Origin of the sequence: Kitasatospora sp. NPDC051170 (genome assembly GCF_044455705.1) — a bacterium.
GTDB lineage: Bacteria > Actinomycetota > Actinomycetes > Streptomycetales > Streptomycetaceae > Kitasatospora.
In genome coordinates, this window is the sequence record NZ_JBITFA010000008.1 from 41,538 (window position 1) to 55,577 (window position 14,040).

Genomic DNA, 14,040 nt, shown 5'->3' on the forward strand with positions numbered 1-14,040 from the left:
AACCCCTAGAACGCGTCCAGCTCCGCCTCGGTGCGGGCCCGCCCCACCGCGTAGCCCTCCATCACCATCACCAGCACGCCGCGCCCCGTGAACCACCGCAGGTCCTGCCCGAGCGGGGGCAGGGCCTCCAGTTCGCCGAACACCTCGTCCTCCGGGTCGAGTTCCAGGCTCAGGTCGTCGTCCTCCAGCACCTTCTCGTACAGGGCCATCACCGCGGCCGCGATGGAGAAGCGCTCCTCCCACGGCTCCCACCGCTCCTGGGACTTGTCCGCCAGATCCGGGCGCACGACCGCCGGAGGGTCCTCCTGGTCGAGGTCGTCGAGGAGGACGCCCCAGTGTGCGCAGCCCTGGTTCTCCTCCCGGTAGACCAGTGCGCCTTCCATGACGTACAGCTCGTCCGGCGTCAGCAGCACGTCCTGGTTGCTGGTCAGGTCCGCCCGGCGCCCGAAGAGCTCGTACGCCTCGCGCAGCGCCACCGGCAGCCGCAGGCCCAGCCGCGCCTCGGCGGCGTCCAGTTCGGCCCCGGCGAAGCCGTCGTCCGGCCCCAGGGGCTTGCCCCAGTGGGCGGCGAAGCCCTCGACCAGGGCCCAGGCGCCGGAGCGCCCCCGCAAGGATTCGGCCATCGCGGCCCGCATGTCGAATTCGGTGTCGTCCACGCGGGCACCGTATTGCACCGCACGGACACCCCGGCGATATCGGGTCGGCACCCCGGGGAGCCGTCCGCCCACGACCGGCGTGTGATCCGCCGCACGTCCCGGCGCCGAACGGCCGGATCTGACGCGAACGCGTAAGCCCGAGGACACCTGTTGCTCATCGTGAGGTTTCCACCGCGTCGTGTGGGCAGGACACGGTTTCGGCCGGAACCGACACACGAAAGGCGGACGCGCGCAGAATGCCGACCGCACCGCACCCCGCGAGCCTCCCGGGCCGCCGTCACCGCTGGGGCGAGCACGGGCTCGCCTGGGCCTTCCTGCTGCCCTCCCTGGCGGTCTTCGCCGTCTTCATCGGCTACCCGCTGGGCCGCACCCTCTACCTGAGCGCGCACGCCAACGACCTGTTCGGCGCGCCCAGCCGCTTCGTGGGGATGAAGCACTACCAGCAGCTGCTGAGCTCGGCCGACTTCGGCGAGACCCTCCTCACCACGGCGCTGTTCACGCTGTTCACCGTGGTACCGGGCGTGCTCGGGGCGCTGGTGGTGGTCCTGCTCCTGGAGAACCGGATCCGCGGCGTGCGGTTCATGCGCTCCGCCTTCGCGCTGCCCTTCGCCTTCTCCGTGGCCAGCGGCTCGGTGGTCTTCGCGGTGTTCTACAACCCCGCCAGCGGGGTGCTCAACGGCCTGCTCTCGCAGGTGGGCCTCGGCCCGGTCGGCTGGCTCACCGATTCGCGGTACGCGCTGATCTCGGTGGCCGTCACCACGGTGTGGATGAACCTGGGCTACAACGTGCTGGTGCTCTCCGCGGGCATCGGCTCGATCCCCACCGAGATCGTCGAGGCCGCCCGCCTGGACGGCGCCTCGGGCCTGCGGCTGGCCCGCAGCATCACCGTCCCGATGCTCGGCCCGAACCTGTTCTTCCTGACGGTGATCTCCACCGTCCACGCGCTGCAGAGTTTCGGCCAGATCCACATCCTCACCAAGGGCGGGCCGGACAGCTCCACCAAGACCCTCGTCTACTCCGTCTACGAGAAGGCCTTCGCCTACGGCTCCAGCGACTTCGGCATGGCCAGTGCCCAGGCCGTGGTGCTGCTCGTGGTCGTGCTCGCCTGTACCGCCGTCCAGTTCGGCGTCCTGGAGCGGAAGGTGCACTACGCATGAGCGAACGAAGTGAGCGAATCATCAAGAGGCGCATGAGCGAACGAAGTGAGCGAATCATCAAGAGGCGCGTATGGGCGAATGCCCCTGCCGAGCGAAGCGAGGCGGGCGCATGAGCCTCATAGCCGGGCGCTCCCCGCGCGACCTGATCGGCCGGGCCGTGGTCTACCTGGTGCTGGCCGTCGCCGTCCTCACCGTGGTCTTCCCGGTGTACTACGCGTTCGCGGGCGCCTTCATGGGCCCGACCGAACTCTCCAGCTACCCGCCGGCGCTGGTCCCGCACGAGATCACCGGGCGCAACTTCACCGGCGCCGTGGACGCGATCCCGCTGGTGCGCCAGTACGCCAACTCGGCGCTCACCGCGACGATCATCACGCTCGCCCAGCTCGTCACCTCGATCCTCGCCGCGTACGCCTTCGTCTTCCTGCCGATGAAGGCCCGGGCCCTGGTGTTCGGGGTGTTCCTGGCCACGCTGATGGTCCCGTGGGAGGCCATCATCATCCCCAACTACCTGACGCTGTCGGACTGGGGCTTCGGTAACACCTACTTCGGCCTGGTGCTGCCCTTCCTCGCCTCGGGGTTCGGCACCTTCATGCTGCGCCAGTCCTTCCGGCAGCTGCCGGGCGAACTGCGCGACGCCGCCCGGATCGACGGGGCCGGCCACTGGCGCTTCCTGTGGCGGGTGGTGGTGCCGCTCAACAAGCCGGCCCTCGCCGCGCTGTCGATCTACGTGTTCCTGTCCGCCTGGAACCAGTACTTCTGGCCGCTCATCATCACCCGCACCGCCGAGATGCGGACCCTGCAGATCGGCCTGACGTCCCTGCGCGACTCCGAGATGGCCGACCCCGGCCTGATCCTGGCCGGCGCGGTGCTCTCGCTGCTCCCCACCCTCGCGCTGGTGGTCTTCGGTCAGCGCTTCATCGTCCGCGGGCTCACCGCGGGCGCCGTCCGCTGACCGTCCCGTCCGATCCGTTGTCAGCTCCGTTGCCAGCCCTGTTGTCAGCCCCGTTGTCAGCCACACCCCAGACTGGAAAGAGAACCCTCGTGAAGAAGAGTGCCCGCGCGCTCGCGGCCCTGCTCGTGGCCGGCCTGTCCCTGACCGCGATCACCGCCTGTGGCTCCGACGCCTCCGACTCGGGCTCCGGTTCGGGCGCCTCGGCCGACGCGGCGCCCGGCGCGCAGGCGCTGGACTCGGCCACCGGCGTCACCAAGGTCGAGTTCTGGCACTCGATGACCGGCAAGAACGCCGAGGTGCTCAACGGCCTGGTCAGCCAGTTCAACGCCGCGCACCAGGGCAAGATCGAGGTCAAGGCCGAGTTCCAGGGCAAGTACGACGAGCTGGTCGCCAAGTACAAGGCCGCAGTGCAGCAGAAGGGCACCCCGTCCATCGCCCAGGTGTACGACATCGGCACCCGGTTCATGATCGACTCCAAGCAGACCGTCCCCGCGCAGGCGTTCGCGGACAAGGACAAGTACTCGCTGGACGACCTCGACCCCAACATCCGCAACTACTACTCGGCCGGCGGCAAGCTCGTCTCGATGCCGTTCAACTCCTCGATGCCGCTGCTGTACCTGAACGCGGACGCCTTCAAGGAGGCGGGCCTCGACCCGGCGCAGGCCCCCAAGGACCTGAAGGAGCTGGGCGAGCTGGCCAAGAAGCTCACCAAGAAGGACGCCGACGGCAAGGTCGTCCGCGCCGGCTTCGGCGCCGCGATCTACGGCTGGTTCGTGGAGCAGCTGCTCGCCGAGTCCGGCAGCATGTACTGCGACAACGACAACGGTCGGACCAACAAGGCCGGCAAGGTCTCCTTCGACTCCGACAAGGGCGCCGAGATCGTCCAGTGGTGGGCCGACCTGGTCAAGGGCGGCTACGCGAGCAACACCGGCCGCAACACCGACGACGCCCAGGCCGCGTTCAAGGCCGGCACGGTCGCGATGCACCTGGAGTCCACCGGCGTGCTGCGCGGCTACAAGGAGGCCGCCAAGTTCGAGGTCGGCACGGCCGCCTTCCCGAAGACCGCCGCCGGCGACCAGGGCGGCCCGGTGATCGGCGGCGCCTCGCTGTGGATCAGCGGCCCCGGCCACTCGGACGCCGAGAAGCGCGCGGCCTGGGAGCTGGAGAAGTTCCTGACCGCCCCCGAGCAGCAGGCCGCCTGGCACACCGGCACCGGCTACTTCCCGGTCAACCAGAAGTCCCTGGACGACCCCAAGGACAAGGAGTGGGTGGCCAAGTACCCGCAGTTCCAGACGGCCATCGACCAGCTGAAGGCCACCAAGCCCACCCCGGCCACCGCCGGCTGCCTGCTCGGCGTGATGCCGCAGGCGCGCAAGGGCGTGGAGACGGCGATCGAGCAGACGATCTCGGGCTCCAAGACCGCCAAGCAGGCGCTCGCCGACGCGGCCAAGGAGATCCAGCCCGCGATCGAGAGCTACAACAGCTCGGTGGGCTGAGGCCCGTCCGCCCGCACACACGACACGGCCCGCCCGGTACGCACCGGGCGGGCCGTCCGCCGTTCCCGGCTCCTACGCGGAGAGCGCCTCGCCCTCGTTCTCGTCCTCGGGCAGCGCGCAGGCGCCCGCCAGCTCGTCCAGGGAGAGGCCGAGGGCGTAGGCCAGCGCGGCGATGGTGAAGAAGGAGGGCGTCGGCGCCCGTCCGGTCTCGATCTTGCGCAGCGTCTCCGCCGAGACGCCGGCCACCGCCGCCACCTCGACCATGCTGCGTTCGCCGCGCGCCTCGCGCAGCAGGGCGCCGAAGCGCTCGCCGCGCTCGCGCTCCCAGGGGGTCAGCGGAGTCCTCACCATGGCGCCGAGTCTACGCCGCCCGTCCGTCCGTCCACCCCGACCGTGATATAAATACCGGTATAAGAATTGGAGCTACCGGGAGGTACCCCATGGTCGAACTCAAGTCGGACACCGCCCTCGCCGCCATGCGCGAAGCCGGCCGTGTCGTCGCCAACGCCCTCGCCGCCTGCGAGGACACCGCCGCCGTCGGCGTCAGCCTGCTGGACCTGGACGAGGTGGCGCGCGGCGTCCTCAAGGCCGCCGGGGCCACCTCCCCGTTCCTCGGCTACCGCCCCGCCTTCGCGCCCGTCCCCTTCCCCGCCGTCATCTGCGCCTCCGTCAACGACGCCGTCGTGCACGGCATCCCCGACGGCTACCGGCTGCGCGACGGGGACCTGGTCAGCATCGACTGCGGCGCCCTCCTGGACGGCTGGGCCGGCGACGCCGCCGTCAGCTTCACCGTCGGCACCGCCCGCCCCGAGGACACCGCCCTCATCGCTGCCAACCGCCGCGCCCTGGAGGCCGGCATCGCCGCCGCCGTGGTCGGCAACCGCCTCGGCGACATCTCCCACGCCATCGGCACCGTCGCCCGCGCCAGCCGGTACGGCATGCCCGAGGGCTTCGGCGGGCACGGCATCGGCCGCCGCATGCACGAGGACCCCCACCTGCCCAACGAGGGCCGCCCCGGCCGGGGTTACCCGCTGCGCCCGGGTCTCGTCCTCGCCATCGAGCCGATGCTGATCGCGGGCGGCCGCGACGCCTGCGACACCGACCCGGACGGCTGGACGCTGCGCACCGCCGACGGCAGCCGCGCCACCCACGTCGAGCACACCGTCGCGATCACCGAGGAGGGCCCCCGCATCCTCACCCTGCCCTGACGATCCCCGTACGTGAGGCGGCCCGCCCGCCGCGCGGGAAGCGCGGCGGGACTCAGGGCCGATCCGGCCATTCTCGAGCGGGCGGCCCGGGGGAGAACCCCACCCCCGGGCGGGCGGTTGCCCGGATGTCCCCAACTCGCCTGCCCGACCAGACTCCTGGGCATGCCGAAGAACATCCGCACCATCGCAACCGCCGCCACCGTCGCCGCCCTCGCCGCCACCGTGCTCACCGCCGCCCCCGCCTCCGCCGCCCCCACGAACAGGGACCGCCTCGCCTGGACGGACTGCCCCGGCGCCGCCCCCGGCCTGCCCCAGCAGTGCGCCACCGTCCGCGTCCCCCTGGACTACGCGGACCCGGACGGCGAGCAGATCACCCTCACCGTCTCCCGCGTTCGCGCCGCCCACCCCGACCAGCGCCACGGCGTGCTGCTGCTCATCCCCGGCGGCCCCGGCGACGGGGGCCTCGACCGCCCGACCCGCCTGGGCGCCACCCTGCCGCAGGAGGTCAGGGACCGCTTCGACCTGGTCGGCTTCGACCCGCGCGGCGTCGGCGCCTCCACCCCCGTCACCTGCGGCATCGACCACGAGGACCTGGCGCCCGACCGGCTGCGCCCCTTCCCCGCCCCGGACGGCTCCATCGCCGGGAACATCGCCCTCGGCCACCGCTTCGCTGAGGCCTGTGCCCGCAACGGCGGCCCGGTGCTGCGCAGTCTCTCCACCGCCAACGAGGCCCGCGACATCGACGGCATCCGCCGCGCCCTCGGCGAGCGCCGGCTCTCCGCCTGGGGCACCTCCTACGGCACCTACGCGGGCGCCGTCTGGTCCACCCTGTTCGCCCGGACCACCGACCGGGTCGTGCTGGACAGCAACGACGACCCGGACCCGGCGAAGGTCGGCCGCAACTGGCTCGCCGCCTTCGGCCCGGGCGCCGAGGACCGCTTCCCCGACTTCGCGAAGTGGGCCTCCGCGCCGGGCAACCCGGACCGCCTCGCCGACACCCCCGAGGAGGTCCGCCCGCTCTACCTGGACCTCGCCGCCCGCCTGGACCGTACACCCCTGCCCTGGCCCGGCGCCCTCCCGGCCGAGCTGAACGGCAACGTGCTGCGCGGCGCCATGCTCCAGAGCCTGTACTCGGACCAGCAGTTCCCCGGCTTCGCCCGGCTGATGCTCGCGGGCCTGGGCCGCCGCCCGCTGCCCGCCCCGGCCGTGATGACCCCGCAGGTGGAGGCCGTCGCGCAGAACCACATCGCCGCCTCGGCCGGCACCCTGTGCAACGACGTCTCCTGGCCGGCCGACGAGGCCGCGTACGCGAAGGACGTGGCCGCCGAGCGCGCCGCCCGTCCGCTGACGGCCGGCATGCCGGTGAACGTGATGCCCTGCGCCTACTGGCCGTTCGCCCCCGCGGAGCCCGCGGTACAGGTGACGGACCGGGGCCCGGCGAACGTCCTGCTGGCGCAGAACCTGCGGGACCCGGCCACGCCGTACGCGGGCGCGCTCAAGCTGCGGGCGGCCTTCGGGGAGCGCGCCCGGATGGTCACCGTGGACTCCGGAGGGCACGACGTGTACCGGGCGAACGGGAACGCCTGCGGTGACGCGGCGGTCACGGATTTCCTGGTCACGGGCCGTCGCCCGGCGCAGGACGTGTTCTGCCCCGCGGGGTGAACCGCCCGCCCCGGGGCAAGGGTTGTGGGCGAACGGCCCTTGTCCCGGGGTGATCATCTGGCGGGCCACGGTCAAGTGGCCCAAGCTGTGGCGATTTTGTGACAATCGTTCGCCAACAGCCTGCCCACGCAGGGCAATCGCGGCCGTAGTGTTCGATCTATGTCACGGAAGAGCCGCATAGCCGTCCCGGACCCGGGGGACACCTGGGTGCCGCGCCCCAAGCGCCGCGAGACCCCGCTCGGACTGCTCCGCCATGCGGCCACGTTCCTCGGCTCCTGCACCCTCGGCGGTGTCCTCCTCGCGGGCATCGTCCTCCCCGCGGCCGGCGCGATGGGCCTGGGGGCCAAGAGCGGCGCCGAGAGCTTCGAGAACATCCCCGACGACTTCAAGACCCCGCCGCTGACCCAGGCCACCCAGATCTTCGACGCCAAGGGCGGCCTGATCGCCAAGGTCTACGAGCGCGACCGCACCGTCCTGACCGCCGAGCAGATGTCCCCGCTGGTCCGCAAGGCGCAGGTGGACATCGAGGACGCCCGCTTCTACGAGCACGGCGCCGTCGACCTCAAGGGCGTCCTGCGGGCCATCACCAAGAACGCGGAGAGCGGCGCCGCCGTCCAGGGCGCCTCCACCCTCACCCAGCAGTACGTGAAGAACGTCAACGTGGAGAAGGCCGGCGACGACCTGGACGCGGTGCGCGAGGCGCAGCGCAAGACCCTGGGCCGCAAGATCCAGGAACTGCGGTACGCCATCAAGCTGGAGGAGGACCTGAGCAAGGAGCAGATCCTCACCAACTACCTCAACATCACCTTCTACGGTCACCAGGCGTACGGCATCCAGGCCGCCTCCCAGCGCTACTTCAGCAAGGACGCCAAGGACCTCACCGTCCCCGAGGCCGCGACGCTCGCCGGGCTGGTGCAGAACCCCACCCAGTACGACCCGAAGCTGCACCCCGTCGCCGCGCAGAAGCGCCGGGACACGGTGATCGACAAGATGGTGGAGAACAAGCACCTCACCGCCGACCAGGCCAAGGAGGCGAAGGCCGCCCCGCTGGGCCTGCGCTACCGCGAGCCGCAGAACGGCTGCATCACCGCCCAGGCCGGCATGGGCTTCTTCTGCGACTACGTGCGGCACATCGTGCGGCAGGACCCGGTCTTCGGCAAGAGCTCCGCCGAGCGCAAGCAGCTGTGGAACACCGGCGGCCTGAACATCTACACCACGCTGGACCCGGACAAGCAGGCCGCCGCCCAGAACGCCGTCTCCACCAAGGTCTTCGTCACCGACCCGGTCTCGGCGGCGATGACGATGGTCGAGCCCGGCAGCGGGAAGATCCTCGCGATGGCGCAGACGCGCCCGTACGGCCTCGCGAAGGAGAAGAACGAGACCATCATCAACTACAACGTCGACCTGGCGATGGGCGGGGGCCTCGGCTTCCAGCCCGGCTCCAACTTCAAGCCGGTCGTGGCCGCCGCCGCCCTGGAGGCGGGCCTGCCGCCCACCCAGCGCTACGACGCCCCGAACCGGCTCGAATGGCCGACGGTGAGCACCTGCCACGGCACCTGGAAGAACCTCAAGAAGGGCACCAAGGAGGGCAGCGTCCCCAACGAGAGCGCGCGCGAGGTGGGCCCGTACGAGCTCAAGGAGGCGATGGCGCTCTCCGTCAACACCTACTTCGTGCAGATGGAGCAGGAGATCGGCCTCTGCGCCGTCGAGCAGATGGCCGGCAAGCTGGGCATCAACGGCAAGGCGAGCGGCGACGCGTTCGAGGAGTCGCCCTCCCTCGGCCTGGGCACCCAGGAGGTCAGCCCGCTGACCATGGCCAACGCCTACGCCACCTTCGCCGCCCGGGGCACCCACTGCGCCCCGCTGGCGATCACCCGGATCACCATGGTGGACGGCAAGGACGTCCAGGTGCCCGCCCCGCACTGCGAGTCGGTCATGTCCGAGCACACCGCCGACGTGATCAACTCCGTGCTGCTCGGCGTGACGGAGAAGGGCACCGCCAAGAACCTCGGCCTGGACGACGGCCGCCAGATCGCCGCCAAGACCGGCACCTCGGACGAGAAGAAGTCGGCCTGGTTCACCGGCTACACCGGCAACCTGGTGGGCTCCGTCTGGCTGGGCAGCCCCGGCACCAAGGTGCCGATGCGCAACATCACCATCGGCGGGGAGCACCAGGACGAGGTGTTCGGCGCCACCGGCCCCGGGCCGATCTGGCAGAAGGCGATGAGCGACGCCGTCAGGACCGTCCCCGACCAGCAGTTCACCACCACGTACATCCCCGACCCGCCCAAGCGCGACGGCAACTGCGCCACCGCGAGCACCCCGCCGACCGGGCCCACCTGCACGGGGACGCCGAACCCGGGGAGGACCCGCGGGACCGACAAGGGCCGCTCCTCGCCCTCGGACCCGCCGCCGGGCGACGACCAGTAGGTAGGTGGACGGGGCCCGCTCCTGGAGGAACTGGAAGGAAGGAGCGGGCCTTCCCCCGCTTCTCAGCGGGCCTCGACGGGCTCCCCGGTGTCCTGGTCGAGGTTGAACACCCGCTGGTAGGAGTCGGTGACCACCGTGATCTGCTCCCGGCCCGTCCACCGCGCCGTCACCAGCCGGGCCTCCTGCTCCCCGCCGCCGACCTCCGCCAGGGACCAGCGCCGGGCCGACCAGCCCTCGCCCGCCTCCAGCAGCACCTGCCAGTGCTCGCCCGCGTGCGGCCCGTCCGGGTAGGAGCGGTGCACCACGACCAGCGTCCGCTGCTGGGCGGCCGGCGCCTCCTCCCGGCTGCGGGTCTCCGCGGCCTGCACCTTGTTCACCGACACCGCGCCGAGCACGAACACCACCCCCGCGGTCACCGTGACCGCCCTGGTGGCCGTGCGCAGCGCGGTGCGGCGGTCGCCCAGCCAGGCCGCCGCGATCAGTGCGGCCAGCGCCGATCCCAGCATCAGGCCCGGCCGGTTCAGCAGGTCCGCGACCAGCATCCGCCCGCCGGAGCGGCTCTCCCACTGGCCCTCGGTGTACAGCAGTACGGCGGCCAGACCGCTCGCCGCGAGCAGCCTCACCAGCAGGCGCCTGCCCCGGCGGGGCCGTTTCCCTCCACCCACGTCACCCACGTCATCCCCCCGTTCACGGTGTCACAGTTCGGCGAGCAGCTCACGGCCCAGCGGCCAGTCCCCCAGTCCGGAGCCCGCGTTGAGGTGCCCGTACGCACCCGGCTGCTCGTACCGGGAGCCCCAGGCCGCGGCGAACCGCCGCGCCCGCGCCGGGCTCACCCACGGGTCGTCCGTCGAGGCGACCACGATCGACGGGAACGGCAGCGCCTCCAGCGCCACCGGCCGGAAGTTCACCAGCTCCGGCACCTCGGCGGTGTCCACGTCCGCCGGGGCCACCAGCAGCGCGCCCCGGACAGCCGCGGTGCGCTCCGCCCCGGCGCCGGCCGCCCAGCGGACGGCGGTGATGCAGCCGAGGCTGTGCGCGACCAGCACCACGGGCCCGTCCGCCGCGGCGGCGGCCACCGCCGCATCCACCCGGGCCACCCAGTCGCCCTGCTCCGGGTGGTCCCAGTCCGCCTGCACGACCCGGTGGAACGTCTCGGGCTCGGAGGCCTCCCAGAGCGACTGCCAGTGCCCCGGGTCGGAGTTCTGGTAGCCGGGCAGGACGAGATAGGTGGTGCGGTCGGTCACGGGCTCCTCCTGGGGCATCCGGTACGGGCAGCACAGGAGTCTAGGCGGCCCGACAACCGGCACCCAGGCCGGGCGGTCACCCGGCGCACACGCACCGCCACCGGCGCGCGCCGCCGCGTACGCGCTGTTGCGCGCCCGGTGCGCCCTGTTGCCAACGGGCGGGCCGGTGCGGGAGGTTGGGCGCCGGGCCCGGGAACGCGGCCCACCCGACCGGCGCCCGGACCAGCTCCGAGGCCCGACCACGTGGAGGAACGTCGGCGATGACATCCAAGATCCTGCTCGTCACCGGGGACGCCGCCGAGTCGCTGGAGGTGTTCTACCCGTACCAGCGGCTGCGCGAGGAGGGCTACCAGGTCGACATCGCGGCCCCCAGCAGGAAGCGCCTCCAGTTCGTGGTGCACGACTTCGTCGACGGCTACGACACCTACACCGAGAAGCCCGGCTACACCTGGCCCGCCGACGTGGCCTTCGCCGACGTCGACCCGGCCGAGTACGTCGCCCTCGTCATCCCCGGCGGCCGCGCCCCCGAGTACCTGCGCAACGACCCCGAGGTCCAGCGCATCGCCCGGCACTTCTTCGAGGCCGACAAGCCCGTCGCCCAGATCTGCCACGGCCCGCTGATCACCGCCGCCGCCGGAGTCCTCGACGGCCGTCGCAGCTCCGCGTACCCGGCCCTCGCCCCCGACATCAAGGCGTCCGGCGCCGAGTTCGTCGACGGCGAGGCCGTGGTGGACGGCGTGGTCGTCTCCGCCCGCGCCTGGCCCGACCACCCGGCCTGGCTGCGCGCCTTCGTCGAGATCCTGCGCGACAAGGCCCCGCTGGGCTGAACCCGACCGGGCCGCGCCCCCGAGAGGGATCGGGGACGCGGCCCGGGGACGCGGCTCGGTGTCGGCTCGGGGTCGGCTCGGGGTCGGCTCGGGGTCGGGCGTACGTCCCGGACGAGGCCGCGGTCCGGGCGGCCTGGAGCCGGGTGGCCACCGCCGCCCTCTGCGGATCCGGGGCTCCCGCCACCGCCGCCGACCCCCTACGCTGACCGGCGACCCAACCACCGAACCGCCGGAGGACGAGACATGCCCGAGCCGCTGATCGCCGCAGTCGGGGGCCTGACCCCCACCGTCGACCCGAGCGCCTTCGTCGCACCGGGCGCCGTCGTGATCGGGGACGTGACGGTCGGCGCCGGAGCGAGCGTCTGGTACGGGGCGGTGCTGCGCGGCGACGCCGGGCCGATCAGCGTGGGCGCGGGCACCAACATCCAGGACAACTGCAGCCTCCACGCCGACCCCGGCTTCCCCCTGGTCGTCGGCGAGCGCATCTCGGTCGGCCACAACGCGGTGCTGCACGGCTGCACCGTCGAGGACGACGTCCTGGTCGGGATGAGCTCCACCGTGCTCAACGGCGCCCGCATCGGCGCAGGCTCGCTGATCGCCGCCGGCGCCGTCGTCACCCAGGGCACCGTCGTGCCGCCCGGCTCCCTGGTCGCCGGCGTCCCCGCCAAGGTCCGCCGCGAGCTGACCGAGGACGAGAAGGCCGGCATCAAGGCCAACGGCGAGGGCTACCTCCTCCTCGCCGAGGCCCACCGCGAAGCCTTCTAGTGCCGCGTCGGGCGTCGCGACGGGGCGAAGGTTGCCTGGCGCGGCACTAGGAGACGCTCACCAACGCGGCCGGCTCCACCGGAACGGGGGCCGGCCGCCGCCGGTCCGCCGCCCAGGCGAGCACCGCGATCAGCGCGCCGGAGGCCGCCAGGCCCGAGCCCACCAGCGTCGGGGAGGTCCAGCCGAGACCGGCGTCCAGCGCCACCCCGCCGAAGTACGCGCCCTGTGCGTTGGCCAGGTTGAACGCGCCCTGCACCGTCGCCGAGGCCAGGGTCGGCGCACTGCGCGCGCTCCGCATCACCAGGGTCTGCACGGCCGGCACGATCGCGAACCCGAACAGCCCGATCAGCACCACCGTGAGCGCCGCCGACCAGCGTGCGTGCGCCGTCAGCGCGAACAGCGCCAGCGTCGCCGAGAGCAGCACGAAGGAGACGCAGACGGTGGGCCGCAGCGCCCGGTCGGCCGCGAAGCCGCCGAGCACGTTGCCGATCGTCATCCCGGCCCCGAACAGGGCCAGCACCAGCGTCACCGACCCGGTCGCGTAGCCGGACACCTCGGTGAGCAGCGGCGCGATGTAGCTGTAGCAGGCGAACATGCCGCCGCAGCCGAACACCACCGTGGCCAGCGCCAGCCACAGCTGCCCGCTGCGGAAGGTCCGCAGCTCGTGCCGCAGCCCCGTCTGGCCGGGGGAGGGCAGGTGCGGCACCAGCCGGGCGATGGCCAGCGTCCCGGCGGCGGCGATCAGCACCACCACGAGCATGGTCGCCCGCCAGCCCAGGTGCTGGCCGAGCAGGGTGGCGGCGGGGACGCCGACGATGTTGGCGACGGTCAGCCCGGAGAACATCACCGCCACCGCCCGTGCCCGCTTCTGCGGCGCCACCAGCTCGGCCGCCGCGACCGCGCCCGCCCCGAAGAACGCGCCGTGCGGCAGCCCGGTGATCAGCCGCGCGGCCGCGAGCGTCCAGAAGTCCGGCGCCACCGCGCACAGCAGGTTCCCGACCGCGAACAGCCCGGCCAGCGCCACCAGCACCGCCTTGCGCGGCCGCCCGGAGGCCAGCGCCGTCAGCAGCGGCGCACCGACCACCACGCCCAGCGCGTACGCGGAGATCAGCCAGCCCGCCTGCGGGATGGTGACCCCCAGACTGTCGGCGACCTGGGGGAGCAGCCCCATGGCGGCGAATTCGGTGGTGCCGATGGCGAACGCGGTGACGGCCAGCGCGACCAGCGCGAGAGGCAAGACGGGGCTCCGAGCAGCAGGGAGCCACCCCCACGGACCGGAGTACGAGGGGCGGCGGAGAGGATTGGTTCGACCGGCATCCTAATCCGGCCGGATGACGCGCCCGTGAGGACGGGGTGACGGAAGAGGGTCGCCCAGGCGCCCCCGGCGCGCGACACTGGGGGCATGTGCCGCAACATCAAGACGCTGCGTCCGCCCGTGACCCCCGACGCCGACGAGGACGACTTCCGCGCCGCCGCGCTGCAGTACGTCCGCAAGGTGTCCGGCTTCCGCGCCCCGGCGGCGCACAACCGGGAGGCGTTCGACCGGGCCGTGGAGGCCGTCACCGAGGCCACCGCCCTGCTGCTCGCCGAACTGGAGGTCCGCGGCGCCGCCGCCCGGGCCGCCCAGCCCGTCGGGTAGTCCG

14 protein-coding genes are annotated in these 14,040 nt (G+C 72.6%); 9 read left to right on the plus strand and 5 right to left on the minus strand.

Features of this window, described 5'->3' with window-relative positions:
• Positions 1-5: 5 nt before the first annotated feature.
• Positions 6-656, minus strand: coding sequence for an SMI1/KNR4 family protein (locus ACIBCA_RS18195; RefSeq protein ID WP_396283903.1), 651 nt, complete (start codon positions 654-656; stop codon positions 6-8).
• A 236-nt stretch (positions 657-892) separates the two neighbouring features.
• On the opposite strand from ACIBCA_RS18195, the gene ACIBCA_RS18200 reads away from it, so the two are divergent.
• The 3 genes from ACIBCA_RS18200 to ACIBCA_RS18210 all read left to right on the plus strand — a co-directional run bounded on the left by ACIBCA_RS18200 (position 893) and on the right by ACIBCA_RS18210 (position 4,261).
• Positions 893-1,813 (plus strand): carbohydrate ABC transporter permease, encoded by a 921-nt coding sequence (locus tag ACIBCA_RS18200; protein ID WP_396283904.1) that lies wholly within the window; start codon positions 893-895, stop codon positions 1,811-1,813.
• Positions 1,814-1,922: 109 nt separating this feature from the next.
• A complete protein-coding gene (locus tag ACIBCA_RS18205) occupies positions 1,923-2,765 on the plus strand; it encodes a carbohydrate ABC transporter permease (protein WP_396283905.1) in 843 nt (280 codons plus the stop codon).
• An 89-nt stretch (positions 2,766-2,854) separates the two neighbouring features.
• Positions 2,855-4,261, plus strand: coding sequence for an ABC transporter substrate-binding protein (locus ACIBCA_RS18210; RefSeq protein WP_396283906.1), 1,407 nt, complete (start codon positions 2,855-2,857; stop codon positions 4,259-4,261).
• Between the two features lie 72 nt (positions 4,262-4,333).
• Here ACIBCA_RS18210 and ACIBCA_RS18215 read toward each other — a convergent pair whose 3' ends face one another.
• Positions 4,334-4,612: a helix-turn-helix domain-containing protein gene (locus ACIBCA_RS18215; RefSeq protein WP_396283907.1), complete on the minus strand. Its 279-nt coding sequence runs from the start codon at positions 4,610-4,612 to the stop codon at positions 4,334-4,336.
• An 89-nt stretch (positions 4,613-4,701) separates the two neighbouring features.
• Between ACIBCA_RS18215 and map the strand changes: the two genes are divergently transcribed.
• The 3 genes from map (at position 4,702) to ACIBCA_RS18230 (ending at position 9,561) form a co-directional block, all read left to right on the plus strand.
• Complete coding sequence (gene map, locus ACIBCA_RS18220; RefSeq protein WP_396283908.1) at positions 4,702-5,469, plus strand: type I methionyl aminopeptidase; 768 nt, start codon at positions 4,702-4,704, stop codon at positions 5,467-5,469.
• A 162-nt stretch (positions 5,470-5,631) separates the two neighbouring features.
• The gene (locus ACIBCA_RS18225) at positions 5,632-7,131 is read left to right on the plus strand and encodes an alpha/beta hydrolase (protein WP_396283909.1); all 1,500 of its coding nucleotides are present in this window, start codon (positions 5,632-5,634) and stop codon (positions 7,129-7,131) included.
• Between the two features lie 159 nt (positions 7,132-7,290).
• Positions 7,291-9,561, plus strand: coding sequence for a transglycosylase domain-containing protein (locus ACIBCA_RS18230; protein WP_396283910.1), 2,271 nt, complete (start codon positions 7,291-7,293; stop codon positions 9,559-9,561).
• Positions 9,562-9,623: 62 nt separating this feature from the next.
• Here the strand turns inward: ACIBCA_RS18230 and ACIBCA_RS18235 are convergent, their stop codons facing one another.
• Positions 9,624-10,184, minus strand: coding sequence for a hypothetical protein (locus tag ACIBCA_RS18235; protein WP_396283911.1), 561 nt, complete (start codon positions 10,182-10,184; stop codon positions 9,624-9,626).
• A gap of 72 nt (positions 10,185-10,256) precedes the next feature.
• Positions 10,257-10,805: an RBBP9/YdeN family alpha/beta hydrolase gene (locus ACIBCA_RS18240; RefSeq protein ID WP_396283912.1), complete on the minus strand. Its 549-nt coding sequence runs from the start codon at positions 10,803-10,805 to the stop codon at positions 10,257-10,259.
• 260 nt (positions 10,806-11,065) lie between these two features.
• On the opposite strand from ACIBCA_RS18240, the gene ACIBCA_RS18245 reads away from it, so the two are divergent.
• The gene (locus ACIBCA_RS18245) at positions 11,066-11,632 is read left to right on the plus strand and encodes a DJ-1/PfpI family protein (RefSeq protein WP_396283913.1); all 567 of its coding nucleotides are present in this window, start codon (positions 11,066-11,068) and stop codon (positions 11,630-11,632) included.
• Between the two features lie 243 nt (positions 11,633-11,875).
• Positions 11,876-12,397, plus strand: coding sequence for a gamma carbonic anhydrase family protein (locus ACIBCA_RS18250; protein ID WP_396283914.1), 522 nt, complete (start codon positions 11,876-11,878; stop codon positions 12,395-12,397).
• A gap of 46 nt (positions 12,398-12,443) precedes the next feature.
• On the opposite strand, the gene ACIBCA_RS18255 is transcribed toward ACIBCA_RS18250, so the two are convergent.
• Positions 12,444-13,634, minus strand: a complete 1,191-nt coding sequence (locus ACIBCA_RS18255) for an MFS transporter (RefSeq protein ID WP_396283915.1) — start codon at positions 13,632-13,634, stop codon at positions 12,444-12,446.
• 165 nt (positions 13,635-13,799) lie between these two features.
• On the opposite strand from ACIBCA_RS18255, the gene ACIBCA_RS18260 reads away from it, so the two are divergent.
• Positions 13,800-14,036 carry a DUF2277 domain-containing protein gene (locus tag ACIBCA_RS18260; protein WP_396283916.1) on the plus strand — a complete coding sequence of 79 codons (237 nt, stop codon included), beginning with the start codon at positions 13,800-13,802 and terminating at the stop codon, positions 14,034-14,036.
• Positions 14,037-14,040 lie beyond the last annotated feature (4 nt).